At 64.3% G+C, this 18498-nt stretch carries 15 protein-coding genes; 9 read left to right on the forward strand and 6 right to left on the reverse strand.

Translation table 11 applies throughout. The annotated features are described in order from the left end of the window. Nucleotides 1–33 precede the first annotated feature (33 nt). From ACOZK4_RS24965 to ACOZK4_RS24985, 5 genes are read left to right on the forward strand one after another with little or no spacing between them, the layout of a single operon-like run. The gene (locus ACOZK4_RS24965; protein ID WP_421594381.1) at nt 34–1878 is read left to right on the forward strand and encodes a dipeptide ABC transporter ATP-binding protein; all 1845 of its coding nucleotides are present in this window, start codon (nt 34–36) and stop codon (nt 1876–1878) included. Continuing rightward, the gene (locus ACOZK4_RS24970; protein WP_313531922.1) at nt 1875–2843 is read left to right on the forward strand and encodes an ABC transporter permease; all 969 of its coding nucleotides are present in this window, start codon (nt 1875–1877) and stop codon (nt 2841–2843) included. Before ACOZK4_RS24965 ends, ACOZK4_RS24970 begins: the two co-directional genes overlap by 4 nt. Further along, nucleotides 2840–3793 (forward strand): ABC transporter permease, encoded by a 954-nt coding sequence (locus tag ACOZK4_RS24975; RefSeq protein ID WP_313531924.1) that lies wholly within the window; start codon nt 2840–2842, stop codon nt 3791–3793. The genes ACOZK4_RS24970 and ACOZK4_RS24975 overlap by 4 nt, the downstream gene beginning before the upstream one ends. A gap of 37 nt (nt 3794–3830) precedes the next feature. Continuing rightward, the gene (locus ACOZK4_RS24980; protein WP_421594382.1) at nt 3831–5129 is read left to right on the forward strand and encodes an alpha/beta fold hydrolase; all 1299 of its coding nucleotides are present in this window, start codon (nt 3831–3833) and stop codon (nt 5127–5129) included. A gap of 15 nt (nt 5130–5144) precedes the next feature. Then, nucleotides 5145–6953, forward strand: coding sequence for an aminopeptidase P family protein (locus ACOZK4_RS24985; RefSeq protein ID WP_421594383.1), 1809 nt, complete (start codon nt 5145–5147; stop codon nt 6951–6953). 3 nt (nt 6954–6956) lie between these two features. On the opposite strand, the gene ACOZK4_RS24990 is transcribed toward ACOZK4_RS24985, so the two are convergent. The 6 genes from ACOZK4_RS24990 to ACOZK4_RS25015 form a co-directional block, all read right to left on the reverse strand. Then, nucleotides 6957–7745, reverse strand: a complete 789-nt coding sequence (locus ACOZK4_RS24990; protein WP_421594384.1) for a MurR/RpiR family transcriptional regulator — start codon at nt 7743–7745, stop codon at nt 6957–6959. A 61-nt stretch (nt 7746–7806) separates the two neighbouring features. After that, complete coding sequence (locus tag ACOZK4_RS24995; protein WP_421594385.1) at nt 7807–8664, reverse strand: inositol monophosphatase family protein; 858 nt, start codon at nt 8662–8664, stop codon at nt 7807–7809. Then, nucleotides 8661–9758 (reverse strand): ABC transporter ATP-binding protein, encoded by a 1098-nt coding sequence (locus ACOZK4_RS25000; RefSeq protein WP_421594386.1) that lies wholly within the window; start codon nt 9756–9758, stop codon nt 8661–8663. The genes ACOZK4_RS24995 and ACOZK4_RS25000 overlap by 4 nt, the downstream gene beginning before the upstream one ends. 5 nt (nt 9759–9763) lie before the next feature. After that, complete coding sequence (locus ACOZK4_RS25005) at nt 9764–11446, reverse strand: ABC transporter permease (protein WP_421594387.1); 1683 nt, start codon at nt 11444–11446, stop codon at nt 9764–9766. Nucleotides 11447–11568: 122 nt separating this feature from the next. Further along, nucleotides 11569–12588 (reverse strand): ABC transporter substrate-binding protein, encoded by a 1020-nt coding sequence (locus ACOZK4_RS25010; RefSeq protein WP_313531938.1) that lies wholly within the window; start codon nt 12586–12588, stop codon nt 11569–11571. 158 nt (nt 12589–12746) lie between these two features. Further along, a complete protein-coding gene (locus ACOZK4_RS25015; protein WP_421594388.1) occupies nt 12747–13538 on the reverse strand; it encodes a DeoR/GlpR family DNA-binding transcription regulator in 792 nt (263 codons plus the stop codon). A gap of 263 nt (nt 13539–13801) precedes the next feature. On the opposite strand from ACOZK4_RS25015, the gene ACOZK4_RS25020 reads away from it, so the two are divergent. From ACOZK4_RS25020 to ACOZK4_RS25035, 4 genes are read left to right on the forward strand one after another with little or no spacing between them, the layout of a single operon-like run. After that, complete coding sequence (locus ACOZK4_RS25020; RefSeq protein WP_421594389.1) at nt 13802–14611, forward strand: inositol monophosphatase family protein; 810 nt, start codon at nt 13802–13804, stop codon at nt 14609–14611. A gap of 28 nt (nt 14612–14639) precedes the next feature. Continuing rightward, the gene (locus ACOZK4_RS25025) at nt 14640–15701 is read left to right on the forward strand and encodes an ABC transporter ATP-binding protein (RefSeq protein WP_421594390.1); all 1062 of its coding nucleotides are present in this window, start codon (nt 14640–14642) and stop codon (nt 15699–15701) included. Further along, nucleotides 15698–17338: an ABC transporter permease gene (locus tag ACOZK4_RS25030; RefSeq protein WP_421594391.1), complete on the forward strand. Its 1641-nt coding sequence runs from the start codon at nt 15698–15700 to the stop codon at nt 17336–17338. The genes ACOZK4_RS25025 and ACOZK4_RS25030 overlap by 4 nt, the downstream gene beginning before the upstream one ends. A gap of 29 nt (nt 17339–17367) precedes the next feature. Continuing rightward, entirely contained in the window at nt 17368–18345 is a 978-nt protein-coding gene (locus ACOZK4_RS25035) for an extracellular solute-binding protein (protein WP_421594392.1), read from the forward strand. Nucleotides 18346–18498 lie beyond the last annotated feature (153 nt).

Raw genomic sequence — 18498 nt, forward strand, 5'->3', positions numbered from 1 at the left:
CTTCCTTTCCTCTGCAGACGAACGGGTTCTGGCTTGGCTATTCTCGAAGCGAAGGGTCTCACCGTCGATATCCCGACGGAAGACGGCACCGTGCATGCGGTGCGCAACGTCTCCTTCTCCATCAAGCCGGGCTCGCTGTTCGGCATCGCCGGCGAGTCCGGCTCGGGCAAGAGCGTGCTTACCCAGGCGGTGATGGGGCTTCTGCCCAATGCCGATATCGGCGGCGAGGTCTGGTTCGAGGGACGCAACCTCATCGGCCTTCCACAGGAGGAAATGCGGCGCCTGCGCGGCGGGCGCATCGGCATGATCTTCCAAGATCCGCTGTCGAGCCTGCATCCCTTCTACACCATCGGTGCGCAGATCGCCGAGGTGCTGCACGCGCATGAGACGATCAGCCCGGCGGATGCGCGGGCGCGCGTTATCGACATGCTCGGCAAGGTTGGCATTCCCGCGCCGGCCGAGCGCTTCGACGATTATCCGCACCAGTTTTCCGGCGGCATGCGCCAGCGCGTGATGATCGCCATGGCGCTGATCCTGAAGCCGGCGCTTGTCATCGCCGACGAACCGACCACGGCGCTCGACGTCACCGTGCAGGCGCAGATCGTGGCGCTGCTCGACACCATGCGCCGCGATTTTGGCACCACCGTCATCCTCATCACCCACGATCTCGGCCTGCTTTCGAGCGTCGCCGACGATGTGATGGTGATGTATGCCGGGCACCGGTTGGAATACGGCCGGGCGGCGGATGTTTTCCGCGCGCCAGCCCATCCCTATACGGCCGGCCTCCTGCGCTCGACGCCGGCCAGCTACCGGCCCGGCACCGAGCTTGCGCCGATCGGCGGCCGACCGCCGAGCCTGCTCGCCACGCCCGCCGGTTGCGTCTTCGCGCCTCGTTGCACGGAGGCCCTGCCGCACTGTTCCAGCGAGCCGCCGCCGCTGCGCCGCTACAGCGACGGTGTCGAAGCCCTCTGTTGGCTGGAGGAGGGCGCAAGCACCGCTCGGCCGGCCGCCAAGGCGGCGACGACCGTCAAGAAGGTCGGTTCTCCGGAGCCGGTGGCAGAGATCGAGGATGTCTGCCTGACCTATCACGTCGGCAGCTTCTTCGGCCCCAAGCGCGCGCTGGATGTGCTGAAGGGCGTGAACCTCACCGTCGGGCGCGGTGAGACGATCGGGCTTGTCGGCGAAAGCGGCTGCGGAAAATCCACGCTGGCGCGCATCGTTGCCGGGCTGGTGCCGGCCACCTCCGGCCGCGTGCGCGTGCTTGGCCGCGACATGGGCACGCTCGACGCCCGGCAATGGCGGGAGATGCGCCGGGAGGTGCAGCTCGTCTTCCAGGATCCCTTCGGCTCGCTCAACCCGCGCCGCCGCGTCGGCGCCATCATCGGCGATCCCTTCCGCCTGCATGGCCTTGCCAAAGGCGAGGAGCGAAAGGAAAAGGTGCGGCATCTGATGGAACGTGTCGGGCTCAATCCAGAGCACTACAATCGCTTCCCGGCCGAATTTTCCGGCGGGCAGCGCCAGCGGATCGGCATCGCCCGGGCGCTGGCGCTCAACCCGGCGCTGATCATCTGCGACGAGCCGGTCTCCGCGCTCGATGTCTCGATCCAGGCGCAAGTGCTCAACCTGCTGCGCGAATTGCAGCGCGACCTCGGCCTGACCTATCTCTTCATTTCCCATGACCTTTCGGTGGTGCGCCATGTCTGCGACCGCATCGCGGTGATGCAGGGCGGGCGCATCGTCGAGATGGAGACGGCCGAGCGGCTGTTTGCCGATCCGCAGCACGACTATACGCGGACGCTGCTGGCGGCCTCCAGGACGCTGCCGGCCTTTGCCGAGGGCGGTCGCCGGTCGCTGGTCGAAACACAGGTGGCATCATGAGCGACGTGACGACGAACGAAACCGCACCGCAGGGCGAGATCGTCCAGCGTGGTTCCTTCGCGCTGACGATGCGCAGGCTCAGGCGCGACACGTCCAGTATCGTGGCACTGTGCGTGATTTTCGCGATCATCGTACTCGCCGTCATCGCCCCTTGGGTGGCTGATATCACCGGCCATTCGCCGATCGAGCAGTTCCGCGAGACCGGCCTGTCGCCGGCCGGCATTCCGGTCGGGCCCGGCAGCGAATTCTGGTTCGGCACCGACCAGCTCGGTCGCGACGTGCTGGTCAGGCTCGCCTATGGCGCGCGCGTCTCGTTGCTCGTCGGCGTCTTTGCCTCCCTGCTCGCTTCGCTGATCGCCGTCGTCGTCGGCACGACGGCGGGCTATTTCGGCGGCACGGTCGATCTTGTTCTCAGCCGGTTGACGGACCTCGTCATGAGCGTGCCCTTCCTGCTCTGCGCGCTGGCGCTGGTCTCGGCCTTCGGGCCGAGCCTGACGCTGTCCGTCGTCGTCATCGTGTTCTTCAGCTGGGCGCCGATGGCGCGCGTCATCCGCGGCCAGGTGATCTCGCTGCGCCAGCAGGACTTCGTGCTGGCCAGCCGTTCGCTCGGTGCCGGTCCATTGTCGATCATGGTGGTCGACATCCTGCCCAATCTCGCCGTGCCGATCATCGTCTACACCACCATGCAGATCCCCAATTCCATCGTCTTCGAGGCGACACTGTCCTTCCTCGGCATGGGCATCGTGCCGCCGACGCCGAGCTGGGGCGGCATGCTGGCGGATGCGTCCTCCAACTCGCTTTATCTCGTCGCCTGGTGGCTGATCTTCGTGCCCGGCACGGCGCTGCTCATGACGACGCTCGCCTTCAACATTCTCGGCGACGGGTTGCGCGATGCGCTCGACCCGAAAAGCGCCCGCACCCTGCGCCGCCTCAAGCGCCGGCCGAAGGCAGGAGCCAAGCCATGATCCGTTTCCTCACCCATCGCATCGGTTTCGGCGCGGGAGTGCTGCTCGTCCTCTCGGCCTTCGTCTTCTTCCTGTTTTTCGTCGCGCCCGGCGACCCCGCCCGCATGATCGCCGGCGACAAGGCGACCGAAAGCCAGCTTGCGCAGATCCGCAAGAATCTCGGCGTCGACCGGCCGATCGTCGTGCAATACGGCGCCTTCATGCAGAAGGCGCTGTCGGGCGATCTCGGCTTCTCCTATCGCAACCAGCAACCAGTCGCACCGATCATCCTCCGGCGCATTCCGGTAACGCTGTCGCTGGTGCTCGGCGGGGCGGTGCTGTGGCTCTCCATCGGCGTGCCGATCGGCATCATGTCAGCCCGGCATGTCGGCAGCCTGCGCGACCGGCTGGGGCAGGCCTTCATTCTTGTCGGCCTCAGCTTTCCGACCTTCGTGCTCGGCATGATGTCGCTCTATCTGCTCTATTTCATGCCGAAACAGGCCGGCTTCACGCTGTTCCCGGCCGGCGGCTACAAGGCGCTCTCGTCCAATCCCGCGCTCTGGGCCTGGCATCTCGCCTTGCCTTGGATGACGCTGGCGCTGACCATGGCGGCGATCTATGCCCGTCTCACGCGTGGGCAGATGCTCGACGTGATGGGGGAGGACTATATACGCACCGCACGGGCCAAGGGCCTGACGGAACGCCGGGTGGTCTGGAAGCATGGCATGCGCGCCGCACTGACGCCGCTCGTCACGCAGCTCGGCGCCGATATCGCCCTTCTTCTGGGCGGCGTCATCGTCATCGAGCAGGTCTATGGCCTGCAAGGCGTCGGCGCGCTTGCGGTACAGGCGGTCGCCAACCAGGACCGGCCGATCATCATCGGCGTCGTGCTGCTCGGCGGCCTGTTCATCGTCATTGCCAATATCGTGGTCGACCTGCTTTACGTGCTGCTCGATCCGCGCGTCCGTTGAATTCGTCGCGCGCCAGGCGGCAAGGAAGGAAATTTTCATGATCGTCTCCGAATACACCATCCCCGGCCTGCATGTGCGCGATCATATCGTGACCGTGTCGCTCGACTGGTCGAAGCCCGAAGGCAGGACCATCGAATTCTTCGCCCGCGAGGTGGTCGATCCCGCCCATAAGGACGAGGCGCTGCCGCTTCTCTGCTTCCTGCAGGGCGGGCCGGGCGGCAAATCCCCGCGCCCGACGAAGAGCAGCCCCTCCTGGCTCGCCAAGGCGCTGAAGACGCACCGCATCATCCTGCCCGACCAGCGCGGCACCGGCCGCTCCACACCCGTCGACGCGGCGACCATTGCCGGCTTCGACGGTGAAGCGGGTGCGGATTACCTCGCCTGCTTCCGCGCCGATTCCATCGTCGACGATCTCGAGCATTTCAGAAAAACCACCTTCGGCGGTGAGCGTTGGCAGACGCTGGGCCAGAGCTATGGCGGCTTCCTGACGCTGACCTATCTCAGCCGCGCGCCGGAAGGCCTGTCTGCCTGCTACGTCGCCGGCGGCATCCCGAGCCTCGATCCCTCCGCGGACGCGGTTTATCGCCACACCTATCCGCGCGTACGCGCCAAGAACGAGATTTTCTACAAGCGCTATCCTGACGACAGGGCGCTGGTGGCCCGCATCGCGGATTTCATCGAAACCAATCCGGTGCTGCTGCCGGATGGTGACCGCCTTTCGGTGCGTCGCTTTCAGAGCCTTGGCCTGGATTTCGGCATGGGGCCGGGCTTCGAGAATATCCACTGGCTGCTCGACGAAGCCTTTGCCGCGCCCGATCGCCTGTCCGACCAGTTCCTTGGCTCGGTCATGCAGGCGACGGCCTATCATGGCAACCCGCTGTTCGCCGTGATCCACGAGGCGATCTACGGGCAGGGCGAGGGAGCGACCGCCTGGTCGGCCGAGCGGCTGCTGGGGGAATTCCCGGAATTCGACGCCAAAGCACGGCCGCTGCTCTTCACCGGCGAGATGATCTATCCGTCGATGTTCGAGGAGGTCGCGCTGCTCAAGCCTTTCCGCGCCGCCGCCGAGGTGCTCGCCCGCCGTCCGCGCTACAGCCAGCTCTACGACAAGGCCCGTCTCGCCGGAAACACCGTGCCGCTTGCCGCGGTTGTCTATCACGACGACATGTATGTCGACGCCGGTATCTCGCTTCAGACCGCTAGCGCCATCGGCAACATGGATGTCTGGATCACCAATGAATTCGAACATGACGGCATCCGCCAGTCCGGCGCGGTCTTCGACCGGCTCGTCGCGATGGTGGCCGAAAAGGGTGGTCCGCTGAAGACCGGCCGCTGAACGAAAGTAAAAGACATGACGATGAATGACCGTGCGCCGGTGCTTGCGGCGCTTCGCGGCTGGCTTGACGCGTCCGGATTGGACGGATTGATCGTGCCGCGCACCGATGCCCATCAGAGCGAGGTGACGGCGCCGCACGACGATTGCCTGCGCACTATCAGCGGCTTTTCCGGTTCGGCCGGATTGGCCCTGGTGTTGAAGGACCGGGCGCTCATCTTCGTCGACGGGCGCTATCAGGTGCAGGTGCGCCAGGAGGTCGATCCTTCCCGCTTCGAGGTGCATCACCTGCATGACGATCCGCTCGACGGCTGGCTCGGGCAGCATGCGCAACGCGGCTGGCGCATCGGCATCGATGCGATGCTGGTGGGCGGCAGCCTTTACGATCGTCTGGCCATCGGCTGCGCTGTCGCCCACGCGGATCTGGTCGCGCTTGAGGCCGATCCGTTCGACGTGGTGTGGCGCGATCGTCCGCCCCGTCCGCTGGGCGCGATCAGGGCCATGCCGCCGCAGGTGGCCGGGGAAACCGCAGCGAACAAACGGGCGCGGATCGCTGAGGGCATTCGGCGGAGCGGGGCGGACGTTCTGGTCGAGACCCTGCCCGACAACATCGCCTGGCTGCTCAATGTGCGCGGCTCGGATGTCCCGATGAACCCGGTGCCGCACTCCTTCCTGCTGCTGGATGCGGACAACGACCTCGAATGGTTCGTCGATCGCCGCAAGCTCGGCAACGATCTCGACGCCTACGAACTGGACGGCGTTACCCTGTCGCCGCCGGAGCGTTTTCTCGATCGCCTTGCCGAGGCGACGGCGGAAAGGACCGTGGCGATCGATGCAGATTTCGCACCGCAGGCTGTGCGGGCAGCCGTGCTTGCGGCCGGCGGCCGGATTGCGTCGCAGACCAGCCCGATCACCCTTGCCAAGGCGAGGAAGACACTGGCCGAATTGCAGGGTTTTCGGGATTGCCATCTGGAAGACGGCATCGCCGTCACCGAGTTCCTTGCCTGGCTTGCATCGGAAGTGCCGGCCCGGCTAAAGGAGGCCCGCCCGCTGACCGAACTCGGCGCCGAAGCCCGGCTGCTGACTTTCCGGAGAGAGGGGCCGGGTTTCCGTGAGCCAAGCTTCCGCACCATCTCCGCCGCCGGCGCCAACGCCGCCATGTGCCACTATGCGGCCAGCGCGGAGACGGATGCGCCCCTCGATAGGGCAGCACCCTACCTGGTGGATTCCGGCGGGCAATATCTCAACGGCACCACCGATCTGACGCGCACTGTCATGCTGGGCGTGCCGACCGCCGAGATGAGGATCGCCTATACGGCCGTGCTCAAGGGCTTCATTTCCCTGATGTCCGCGCGCTTTCCGGCGGGAACGCAGGGCCACCAGCTGGATGCCTTCGCACGCCGCCCGCTCTGGGATGTGGGCCTCGACTACGACCACGGCACCGGCCACGGCGTCGGTCACAATCTGCTGGTCCATGAATATCCGCATCGCTTCGACCGCAAGCCGAACCTTCATGTCCTGGAGCCCGGCACCATCATGACGGTGGAACCCGGCTACTACAAACAGGGCGCCTTCGGCATGCGCATCGAAAACCAGGTGGAAGTTGTGGCTGATGGTCCGGGCTTCTGCCGCTTCGCCTCGCTGACGCTTGCGCCTGTCGATCTTACGATGGCCGATCTCGATGCGCTGAGCCCCGGCGAAATCGCCTTTCTGGACGACTATCATATCCGCGTCCGGGACGCTCTGCTCGCCCATATAAGCCCGCAGACGCAGGCGTTCCTGCTTGCGCAGACACTGCCGGTTGTCGAGCGGCGCGGGGCCTGTTGACCGCTATGCCGAAGCGCTGTTCTGCCGGCGCGCCAGCAGGGCGAAGAGCACGTCGAGCATCACATACATCGGCGCCCGTCCGGTGGGCACGATGAGGGAATGGCCGGAGGCGCGGTAGGCGTTGAGGTTGATGTTCTCGTCGGCGAGCGAGGCGACGACGGACCCGCCCGGCGAGATGGACAAGATGCGGGCGCCAGCCTTCTTCGCGATCTCCATATTCGAGATAAGGTAGCTCGTGCGGCCGGAGAAGGAGAGCACGAACAGCACGTCCTGAGACGTCAGGTGCGGGGCGGATACCATCTGCAATGTCGGGTCCGCATAGGCCACGCTGGCGATCCCGAGCGAGGCGAGGCGGTGCTGCGCTTCGCTTGCCAGGAACCCGGAGCCGCCATAGCCATAGACATCGATGCGGCGGGCTTTCGCCAGTATATCGACGGCGCGGCGCAGGCCCTCGAGATCGAGATCGTGACGGGCTTCGCGCAGGGATTCGACGGCGCGGTTGAAGACGTCGTCGATGAGGCCGGTGAAAGGGTCGCCGCCGGTTTCCGCCTGAATTGCCGGCGCCTGGCGCACGGCCAGCTGCTGGGCAAGCTTGAGGCGGAAATCCGGGAAGCCGTCGCAATCGAGCCGCCGGCAGAAGCGGATGATCGAGGGCTCGCTGACCTTGGCGATGCGCGCCGCATCGGTAATGGACCAGGTGATGGCCGTGCTCGGCGTATCGAGGATCGCTTCCGCGATCCTGCGTTCGGCGGGCGTGAACTGGGCAAGCGACTGCCTGATCAGGTCAAGCATGAAAGCCATCGGGGTCCGGCATCGGCGTGGCGCGTATCATGAGCGGCTTTCTGCCCGAGGGCTAGAGAATCCCGTCCTTCATCTGCTTGGACAGGTTAGACGATTGATAGTCAAAACCGGCCTGCGCGACAACGAGCCTTTTTACCGAGCCCAGTGCATCCTCGTTGGGTTCGAGCCGGCTTCCGGCTGCATCCTGCACATAGACCTGTCCGCCCGCTGCCTCGACGAGCTGGATGCCGGCCGCGATGTCCCAGGCGCTGAACTTCGATTCGTAGCAGACGGCGACGCGACCGACGGCGACATAGGCGAGATGCAGCGCGCAGGAGCCGAGACGGCGCACGGCACGGAAGGAATTGACGAGATCGGCATGGGCTTCCTGGGCCGCACGCGAGGGGCGCTCACCCTCATAGGGCGCGTTGGTTAGGACCTCTACCTCGCGGTCCGTGCGTCCGCGCAGGAACGGTTCGACCTTCTTGCCGTTCAGCGTCAGACGACCCTGGTTTGCCAGGAAAAGTTCCTCGCGCACCGGATCATAGACGACGCCGCAGACGGGTTCGCCCTTGTGGTAAGCGGCAATCGAGACGCAGAAGAAGGGCAGGCCCGAGGCGAAATTGCTGGTGCCGTCGATGGGATCGATGATCCAGGTCGTGTCGCCTTCACCCTGCCAGCCGCCTTCCTCGCCGAGGATGCGGGACGTCGGGATGCGCGACCAGATCGTATCGCAGGCGGCTCGCTCGGCCGCCTTGTCGGAGGCCGTCACGATGTCGAAGAAGCCGGCCTTCTGTTCCGTCGCCAGCGTCTCGGGGCTCGCATTGACGAAGCCCCGGTGCGCCACCATGCCGGCAGCAAGTGCCGACTCGCAGGCGACGGTCGCGATCATGTCGTGGATATCATTGCTCATGGGCTTGATGAGGATCATGCGGCTTTTCCCAATGCGGTGGCTTCATTTTCCGGCAGGACCCAGACCGGCCGGCTATCGATTGCGAGTTTGACGGTCTGGCCGACTTCGGCGACGCCGGACTTGTAGTAATCCGTGTCGAGGAAGACACATTCCTGGCCTTCGAGATCGGTGAGATATTCAACATATGCGCCCTGGAAGACGACGCGGCGCACCTTCGCCTCCATCGTGCCTGCGGTATCGACGCGGATATGCTCCGGCCGCACCACGCAGCGCACGTCCTGCCCGACCTTGAAGGCGCGGTCGTTGCGGGCGAGCGTGAAGGCGACCGTCGAGGCGATGCGCACGCGCACCGTGGTGTCATCGACCGACTCGACCTTGCCTTCCAGAATGTTCGCCTTGCCCATGAACTCGGCGACGAAGCCGGTGCCGGGGCGCGAATAGACGTTGAGGGGACTGTCGTCCTGCTCGATGACGCCGTTGCGCATGACGACCACGCGGTCGGAGATGGCCATGGCCTCGCTCTGGTCGTGGGTGACGTAGAGGCTGGTGATGCCGAGGCGCAGCTGGATGGCGCGCAGTTCGTCGCGCATGCGTTCGCGCAGCTGGGCATCGAGGTTGGAAAGCGGCTCGTCGAACAGCAGCACCTTCGGCTGGGTGACGACGGCGCGGGCGAGCGCTACGCGCTGCTGCTGGCCGCCCGACAGACGCGACGGCGAGCGATCGGCATATTGGGCGAGCGCCATGGTATCGAGAATGTTGTTGACGCGATCCTTCATCTCGGCCTTCGGCAGGCTGAGCAGGCGCACGCCGTATTCGACATTCTCGCGCACCGTCATGTGCGGGAAGAGGGCGTAGCTCTGGAACACCATGCCGACATTCCGGGCATTGACGGGAACATTGGTGACGTCGCGGCCGCCGATGGTGATGGTACCGTCCGAGGGCGTCTCGAAGCCGGCGAGCATGCGCAGCGTCGTCGTCTTGCCGCAGCCGGAGGGGCCGAGCAGGGTGACGAGCGTACCTTCCTCGATGGTGAGGTTCAGCTTATCGACGGCGGTGGCGCCGGCAACGCCCGGAAAGCGCTTGGTGATATTGGAGAAGATGACTTTCGACATGGGGATTACCTCTTCGATGTCGAATTGAGAACGAGCTGCATGACCGCCAGGATGGCGAGCACGACGAAGACGAGGATGCTGCAATAGGCCGCCGCGACGCCGAGCTTCAGCGTTTCCACCTGCGAGAGGATGGTGACCGTGATCAGCGTCCAGTTGGCCGAGACCAGGAAGATCACCGCCGAGAGCGTCGTCAGCGAACGCGTGAGCGCATAGGAGAGCGAGGTGAACAGCGCGGGCTTCAGGAGCGGCAGCGTGACCTGGAAGAAGGTCCGTGTGTTCGAGGCTCCGAGGATGGTGGAGGCCTCCTCGATCGATTTGTCGATCTGGCGCAGCTGGTTGGAACCGGCCTCGATCCCGACCTGCAGGTTCTTCACCACCATGGCGGCGACGACGATGAAGGCGGTGCCGGTCAGGAGCAGCGGGGCAGCATTGAACGTGCTGACATAGCCGATGCCGAGGATGGTGCCGGGTGCGGCAAAGGAGAGCAGCGTCGCCCAGCGCAGCAGGAAGCTGCCCGGAAACGCCTTGCGGATCAGGAGATAGGCGATCAGCATGCCGGCGATGGCGGTGATCGGGGTGGCGATGCCGGCGAGCAGCAGCGAATTGGTGAGCGTCTGGAAGCCGGCGGTGAAGACGGTGGCATAGTGGTCGAGCGTCAGCGTGTTGTTGACGCCGGGCAGCTTGGTAAAGGAGACATAGACCACCGTCAGATAGAACAGCAGGATGGCGAAGACGATGGCGTAGCAGCCGATGGCGAGCGGCACCACGACCCCGCCGGAAATGCGGATCGTCTGGGCGGACGGCTTGCCTGTTACGGTAACGTAGCTGCGCTTGCTCACCCAGTAGCGGTGGATGAGGAAGGCCGTCATGGACGGCACCAGCATGAGGCTTGCGAGCAGCGCGCCGGCCTGCAGGTTGAAATAGCCCACCATCTGCGAATAGGCCTCGACGGCAAGCGTGTTGTAATTGCCGCCGATCAGCATCGGATTGCCGAAATCTTCCACCGACTTGACGAAGACGAGTAGCGTCGAGGAGAGGATTGCCGGCGTCACCAGCGGCAGCGTTACCCGCGAAAAGGTCGTCCAGCGCGAGGCGCCGAGCGAGGCGGAGGCATCTTCCAGCGCCGTGTCGATGGATTGCAGCATGCCGCGGATGTTGAGATAGGCGATCGGCGTGAAGGCCAGCGACTGGATCAACACCAAACTATGGAAGCCATAGACATTGGCGTTGCGGATGCCGAGCAGTTCGCGGGTGATGAGACCCGAGCGGCCGAACAGGATGACCACCGCCAGCGCCATGACGAAGGGCGGCGAGATGATCGGCAAGAGCGCCACGCCATGCACGAAGGTCTTGCCGGGCATGGTGGTGCGGGTTGCGGAAAAGGCGAGCAGGAAGCCGGCGGCGGTGGCGATGATGGCCGAGGTGGCGCCGAGCAGCAGCGTGTTGAAAAGCGAGGTCCAGACGAAGGACTGGGACAGCGTGTCGACGAGCACGCCGAGATCGAAACCGTGATCGGTGACGACGGCCTGCTTCATCACGACGAAGATCGGTAGCGCCGCGAAGATCAGCACGGAGAGCGTGACGACGGCGAAGATGCCGAACAGCCAGGGATCGACGACGATCTTGCGCAGAAAGGCTGGCGACGTCCCGGCTCTTGCGGGTGGTGTCGCTTGCGAAACGAGGGTCATGGAAGGCTCCTTGGGCAATTCCAGGAACGGTTTCCGCTCGGAATCGCATGAGACAAAGGGGTAGAGCATTCCGCTTCGGAGAAAAGCGGAATGCTCCTGCCTGCTGTTTAGGGCCGCCCCCGTTACTTGGCGTCGGCCTTGTGGCGCACGTCGTTTTCGTAGCGCTCCAGCAGGCGTGCTCGGTTCTCGCCGGCCCAGGTGAAGTTGTAGTCGATCATCTTCACGCTGGAGAGGTCGATCTTGGCTTCAGGGTTCTTGTAGCCCGGCACGATCGGGCCGCGGAAGGTGGCGCCGATGGCGGCCTGGCCCTTTTCGGTCAGGATCCAGTCGAGGAAGGCGCTCGCACCCTTGGCCTGTTCTTCCGGCGCATTGGCGATGGCCGCGGCGGCATTCACCTCGAAGCCGGTGCCTTCTTCCGGGAAGGAGTAACCGACCGGATAACCCTGCGCGAGGGCTGCCTCGATATCCTGCGTATAGGCCATCGCAAGCGCGATCTCGTTGTTGGCGACCATGCGCGAGGGGGCGACACCCGAACGGGTGTACTGCACCACGTTCTTGTCGACTTCCTTCATCAGCTCGAAGGCAGGTTCTTCACCCAGCAGCTGGACGATCGAGGCGAGCGCCACATAGGCTGTGCCCGAAGACGCCGGATGGGCAAGCGCCACGCCGTCCTTGAAGATCGGATCGGCGAAGGACTTCCAGCTCGTCGGCGGCTTGGCGCCGATCTCGTCGAGCACCTGCTGGCTGTAGGCGAAGACGATCGGCGACAGCGAGATCGGCGTCCAGCGGCCTTCCTTATCGGTATAGCGCTGATCGACCTTGTCGATGCCGACGGTCTTGTGCGCGGCGAGCAGGCCTTCGGATGCCGCCTGGATGAAGTTGTCGGCGGCACCGGCGAGCCACAGGCCGGCCTGCGGGTTGGCCTTTTCGGCGCGGATACGGGCCAGAATTTCGCCTGCTCCGATGCGCACGAACTGCGCTTCGATGCCGGTATCGTCCTTGAAGGCCTTCAGCACGGCGCCGCAATCGTCTTCCGACATCGGGCAATAAACGGTCATTCCCGCAGCTTCGGCGCCACCGGCCGAAAAGACATGCGAGCACAGGACTGCAAGCGCTGAAGCCAGCGCGAAACGGCGTTTCATTATCGATTTCCTCCAGGTGAACGCCACGGCCCCTGCCAAAGCTTTGTGGGCTTTCAGGTCTCACTCACCGTGCGTGATTGTCGATATAATTAAGAAATCTACATTTGTCAAAATAAATGTAGGTAAGCTACATTTTCTTTTTCTATGTAGCCCGTATCCTACTCGCCTGCGACCACAAGGCCGGGCACGGCCTCGGCAAGGGCTTCGAAGCCCGATTTCTGGCGGGCTTTTGCATCGGTGATGAGGTGGGCCATTTCACCGGTCTCGCAGAACACCGAGCGGCTGACGACGCCGATCTTGGAGTGATCGGCTAGGATGATCGTGCGACCGGAATGGCGCACCATGGCACGGGCGATCTCGGCGCCATGCAGAAAGTAGTTCATCGCGCCCATCGTCGCATCGACACCCCAGGGGGCGAGCAGGGCGACATCGGCGCGATAACGCTGGATGTCGTTGATCGTCGCCTCGCCGTAGGTCTCCATCGGGTCTTGTTTTACATTTCCTGCAAGCAGAATGACGCGGGTGCCGCGGGAGAGATCGCCGGACCGCTCCGCCAGCTGGCTCGCCACGTCGACGGAGTTGGTGAGGATGGTGAGGTTGGTGAGGCCGGTCGGACCGGCCAGCGCCTCGGCCATGGTGGACGTCGTCGCACCGGCATCCATGAAGATCGTCTGGCCGCTTTCGAGAAAGCCGAGCGCCGTGGCGCAGATCGTGCGCTTCTCCTGCTGGCGCAGCGTGATGCGCACGCCGAAGGTCGTATCTTCCCGCGCCTCCATCGGAATGGCGCCGCCGCGCACCCGCCTGAGTTCGCCCGCCACCTCCATTTCCATGAGGTCGCGGCGGATGGTTTCGCGTGACACGCCGAAATCCTCGACGATGCGGTCGATCGACACCTGGCCATAGGCAGCAAGCAACGAACGGATTTTTTGCTGACGTTCTTCCTGCCACATCCTGAAAGCCTCCCTAGAGAAGCCTTGATACGCGATGCCTCGCTTTGCCACAAGAACCATGTGATTTGCCGCATAAAAACTCATTTTGCCAACTAAAACACATATTGCCACATTGATGAAATGCATGTAGGAAGATTGCAGAGGCCGAAAAATGGCCCAGCCAAATCCTTCAATCAGTCGGAAAGCATTGCCGGCGCTTCATCCTGCACCCTGTGCAGGAGCGATGGCGGCTGTCCGAAAACCGGGAAAGCGTCGAAGAGAGAATGACCAGCGCCGCCCTCATCGAAGACCAGCATGTCGCCTTCGCCATCGAGCTGGCGAATGTCGCCCGCTCCGTCCTGAGCGAAAACGACATGGCCCATGTCGACGTTTCGGTGAAGCCGGATCGCAGCCTTGTCACGGCGATGGACATCCGGATCGAGGATCGCTTGCGCGAGATGATCTCCGCCCGCTATCCCACCCACGGTATCATCGGTGAGGAGCGCGATTGGGTACGTCCCGGCAGCGACCATGTCTGGGTGCTCGATCCCATCGACGGTACGACAGCCTTCATCGCCGGTCTGCCCTATTACGGCACGCTGATCGCGCTCGCCGTCGGCGGTGTGCCGCGGCTCGGCGTCATCGATATTCCCGCCATCGATTCTCGCTGGGTCGGCGCCGAAGGCCGGCAGACGACGCGCAATGGCAAAGCCATCCGCGTGCGCACCTGCTCCTCGATCGGCCAGGCGATCATGACCAACAGCAACCAGGACTATTTCGCCCCCGCCGAGCGTCCGGCGCTCGACCGGCTGCGTGCCGTCACCGGCGCGCGCTCTTATGGCGGGGCAAGCCTCAATTACGGCCTGCTTGCTGACGGGCGCACCGACCTTGCCATTGATGGCGGCCAGAAGGTTTTTGACTTCGCGCCCTTCCGACCCATCGTGGAAGGGGCGGGTGGTATTGTCACCGATTGGGCCGGCGCGCCGCTGACGCTCGAAAGCTCCGGCCAGCTGCTCGGCGCGGGTGATGCCGCGGTGCATCGCCAGGCGCTCGATCTCATCACGGACCTGAAGGCCGTTCCGGTCCACGCCTAAGCCTCAAAGACCAAAGAAGGGGGAACCCATGGGCATAGCGATTTCAAACCTCTCGGTGAAATACGGCGCCGAGACCGTCATTTCGGGCCTCTCCCTCGATATTCCCGAGGGTTGTTTCTTCACGCTGCTCGGTCCGTCCGGCTGCGGCAAGACCACGCTTCTGCGCACCATCGCGGGCTTTGCGCCGGCCAGCGGCGGGCAGATCCGTTTCGGCGGGCGCGATGTCACCGAGCTTCCGCCGCACAAGCGCGCCATTGGCATGGTGTTTCAGGATTACGCGCTCTTTCCCGACAAGACGGTCGCCGACAACGTCGCCTACGGTCTTCGCGCCCGTGGTGAAAAGGGGCCGGGCGTCGAGCAGAAGGTGAAGGCCGCGCTGGAGCGCGTCGGCCTCGGCCATCTGCTGTCGCGCCATCCGGCAGCGCTTTCCGGCGGCCAGCGCCAGCGCGTGGCGCTCGCCCGCGCTCTCGTCATCAAGCCGGCCGTGCTCCTGATGGACGAACCGCTCTCCAATCTCGACGCGAAGCTGCGCGTGCAGATCCGCGAGACGATCATCGAATTGCAGCGCGAGGCCAACATCACCACCGTCTTCGTGACGCATGACCAGGAAGAAGCCCTGTCCATGTCCGACCTGATCGGCGTGATGAACAAGGGCAAGGTCGAGCAGCTCGGCACGTCGCAGGAGATCTATGCGACACCGCGCACCGGCTATGTCGCCGATTTCGTCGGCGCGGCCAATCGCACCGAAGTCCCCGTCCGCCCGGTTTCGAGCGGCCTCGTCGAGGTCGAGCTTGCCGGCAATCGCCTCGTGGCGACCGACGCCCTGGACGGGCCGGCCGAGCGCGGCCTGCTCATTCTGCGGCCGGAAGACCTGAAGATTTCCGCAGCCCCCGTTAGCGGCCGGCAATCGCTGCCGGCGACCGTTCGCGGCCGGCAATATCTGGGGTCGCGCACCAGCTACAGTGTCGAATGCGCTGGCGGCCTGGTGCTGAATGCCGAAATGCACGGCGCGGGTCATGATGCCTTCCTGCCGGGCGCGTCCATCCATCTGGGCTTCGATCCCGTTGCCGCACGGGTGATCCGCTCATGAACCACTCCGCTTTCCGCACGCCCTGGCCGTGGCTTTCGGCCGTCGCACTCGCGCTTCTCGGCGTCTTCGTGCTCTATCCGCTGCTCTATATCTTCACCGCGAGTTTTCTCGGCGAAGGCCGTTCGGGCTGGCTGCAGCTCATGGAGGACGGCAAGAGCCTCGCCGCCATCGGCAACACGCTGATGCTCGCCACCATCGTCACGCTGTTCTCCACGCTGATCGGCGTGCCGCTCGCCTATGTCTCGGCCCGCTACCGCTTCCGCGGCAAGCTGTTCATCACGCTGCTGCCGCTCATTACACTCGTCATTCCCGAAGTGGTGACGGCGCAGACCTGGCTGATGATCCTCGGCAACAACGGCGTCATCACCCGCTTCCTCAAGGGCTACGGCATTCTCATTCCGAGCTTCTACGGCTGGTTCGGCCTCATCACCTCGATGAGCTTCATCTACTACACCTATGTCTATATCGGCACGGTGGCCGCCATCGGAAAGTTCGACGCACAGCTGGAGGAGGCCGCCCAGAGCCTCGGCACCGCGCCGGCCCGCTCGCGCATGCATGTCATGCTGCCGGTCATCCGGCCGGCGATCCTCGCCTCGGCGCTGCTCGTCTTCACCATGGTCATCGGCAATTTCGCCATCTCCACCATTCTCGGCCACAATGTGCCGCTGCTGTCGGTGGCGATATACCAGGCGGCCGTTGCCGAGGGCGCAAGCAATCTCACCATGCAGAGCACGCTTGCCAGCGTCTCGGTGCTGATCGTCATGGCCGTGCTTTTCATCAACCGCCGCATCATCGCCAAGGGGCGCTATGAAATCGTCCAGGGGAGGGGGGCCAAGCCGCAGCCGCTGAGGGGCGCGCAGGGCGTGCTCGTCAGCGGCGCGGCCGGCATCGTCGTTGCCATCTCGCTCCTGCCGCTCGTGACGATCGCCGTCGGCGCCTTCACGGTCTCGCGAGGCCCGGTCATGCGCTGGGGCGAATGGACGCTCGACAACATGGCGCGCGTCTTCATCACGGCGCCCGGCCCGCTCGTCAATTCCATTCTCTATGCCGGCATCGCCACGGTCATTTCGGTCGCCTTCTCGACGTTGGTCAGCTACCTCGTCGTCAAGAAGCCGAACCTGATGACGCCGTTGATCGACTATGTCTCGGCCATTCCGCTGGCGCTGTCGGGCACGGTGCTCGGCGTCGGCCTGCTCGCTTCCTTCAACGGCGGCTTCCTTGCGATGACCGGCACCTCGACGATCATCGTGCTCGCCTATGTCATCCGCCGCATGCCCTTCGGCATGCGCAACGGCCAGGCAATCCTGCACAATATCCCGAACTCGATCGAGGAGGCCTCGATCAGCCTCGGCTCGCCGCCGCTGCGCACTTTCCTGCGGGTCGTGCTGCCGATGATGCTGCCCGCCGTCGCCTCCGCCGCGATCCTGACCTGGACGACCACGGTTTCCGAACTCTCGGCCTCGCTGCTCGTCTATTCCGGCGGCCGCGAGACCCTGCCGATCCAGATCTTCCGGCTGATCGATTCCGGCCTGATGGCCTATGCCTCGGCCTATGGCCTGGTGCTGGTCGCCGTCATCCTGCTGCCGGTGGTCATCGCCACCACCGTCTTCAAGGTCGATTTGTTCGCTTCAAAATGAACCCCGAAAACCAAAAGAGAGGAACTGCCATGAAGAAATTTGCCGCAACCGCGCTCGTTTTCGCCGGCCTTGCTGCCGGTGCTCAGGCGGCCGATCCGGTCATTTACACCACCAATCCGGTGCCCGCCGTCGAAGCGGTGCAGGCCGTCATCAAAGAGAAGGCTGGATTGACGACCGGTATCATCACCGGCGGCAGCGGCGTGCTGCTGCGCCGTATCGAGGCGGAAAAGGCGGCCCCGCAGGGCGACGTCTTCTGGTCGTCCTCGGCCAACACGATGGGCGCGTTCAAGGATGTGCTGGAACCCTATGCCTCGCCGGAACTTGCCGCCATGCCGGCGGACCTGCGCGTCGCCGATGACCATTTCCAGCCGGCCAATGTCCATGTCGTCACGCTGATGGTCAACACCGACCAGCTGGACGGTGCGGCCGCACCGACCGATTGGAAGGATCTCGCCGATCCCGTCTGGAAGGGCCGCATTATCCTGCCCGATCCGGCCAACAGCTCGACCGGCTACACGATCGTCTGGGGCCTTTCCAAACTGCTCGACGCGGAAACCTACAAGGCGCTCGTCGCCAATCTCGTCGTCTCCTCTTCGTCCTCGGCGGTGCCGAAGGGCGTTGCCATGGGCGAATATGCCGCCGGCATCACCTTCGAGACGAACAGCTACAGCTATGTCGATGGCGGCCAGACGGAAATCAGCATCGTCTATCCGTCGTCCGGCACCTTCACGACGCCGGAATATTCCGCTCTCGTCAAAGGTGCGCCGGCCGGCGAGGATGCAAAAAAGGCGATCGACGCGCTGCTTTCCAAGGAATCGCAGATCGAGCTCCTGAAGGTCGCCTTCCGTCGCCCGAGCCGTACCGACATCAAAGTTTCCGACTACGTTAAATTGCCGGAACTGTCCTCGATCAAGGTCTTCAAGATCGACGAGGAAGAAGCCGCAAAGAGCCGTGACGCCTTTCTTGCCGAATGGGCCAGCCTGCCGAAGGCCGGTTCGAGCGAGTAACGAGCCTCCCGCGCGGGGAGACCGGTAGAGGTCCGCGCTTCAAAGCACCGGCTCCCTGCGACTGGGCGGCGTGCGGGCAATTCTCCTGCCCGCACGCCGTTTGAATATAGCCCTTGGCGTTTCACTGGACACTGTCGGCCCAGAAGCACCGGC

The sequence above is a fragment of the Shinella sp. M27 genome (genome assembly GCF_049199905.1).
In the GTDB taxonomy this organism is placed as follows: Bacteria; Pseudomonadota; Alphaproteobacteria; order Rhizobiales; family Rhizobiaceae; genus Shinella.

Coding starts and splice junctions, on each gene's coding strand:
- ACOZK4_RS25035 (WP_421594392.1), top strand. CDS start 17,368: ATGAAGAAATTTGCCGCAACCGCGCTCGTTTTCGCCGGCCTTGCTGCC.
- ACOZK4_RS24990 (WP_421594384.1), bottom strand. CDS start 7,745: ATGCTTGACCTGATCAGGCAGTCGCTTGCCCAGTTCACGCCCGCCGAA.
- ACOZK4_RS24985 (WP_421594383.1), top strand. CDS start 5,145: ATGACGATGAATGACCGTGCGCCGGTGCTTGCGGCGCTTCGCGGCTGG.
- ACOZK4_RS25000 (WP_421594386.1), bottom strand. CDS start 9,758: ATGTCGAAAGTCATCTTCTCCAATATCACCAAGCGCTTTCCGGGCGTT.
- ACOZK4_RS25030 (WP_421594391.1), top strand. CDS start 15,698: ATGAACCACTCCGCTTTCCGCACGCCCTGGCCGTGGCTTTCGGCCGTC.
- ACOZK4_RS25025 (WP_421594390.1), top strand. CDS start 14,640: ATGGGCATAGCGATTTCAAACCTCTCGGTGAAATACGGCGCCGAGACC.
- ACOZK4_RS24995 (WP_421594385.1), bottom strand. CDS start 8,664: ATGATCCTCATCAAGCCCATGAGCAATGATATCCACGACATGATCGCG.
- ACOZK4_RS25005 (WP_421594387.1), bottom strand. CDS start 11,446: ATGACCCTCGTTTCGCAAGCGACACCACCCGCAAGAGCCGGGACGTCG.
- ACOZK4_RS25015 (WP_421594388.1), bottom strand. CDS start 13,538: ATGTGGCAGGAAGAACGTCAGCAAAAAATCCGTTCGTTGCTTGCTGCC.
- ACOZK4_RS24980 (WP_421594382.1), top strand. CDS start 3,831: ATGATCGTCTCCGAATACACCATCCCCGGCCTGCATGTGCGCGATCAT.
- ACOZK4_RS25020 (WP_421594389.1), top strand. CDS start 13,802: ATGACCAGCGCCGCCCTCATCGAAGACCAGCATGTCGCCTTCGCCATC.
- ACOZK4_RS25010 (WP_313531938.1), bottom strand. CDS start 12,588: ATGAAACGCCGTTTCGCGCTGGCTTCAGCGCTTGCAGTCCTGTGCTCG.
- ACOZK4_RS24970 (WP_313531922.1), top strand. CDS start 1,875: ATGAGCGACGTGACGACGAACGAAACCGCACCGCAGGGCGAGATCGTC.
- ACOZK4_RS24975 (WP_313531924.1), top strand. CDS start 2,840: ATGATCCGTTTCCTCACCCATCGCATCGGTTTCGGCGCGGGAGTGCTG.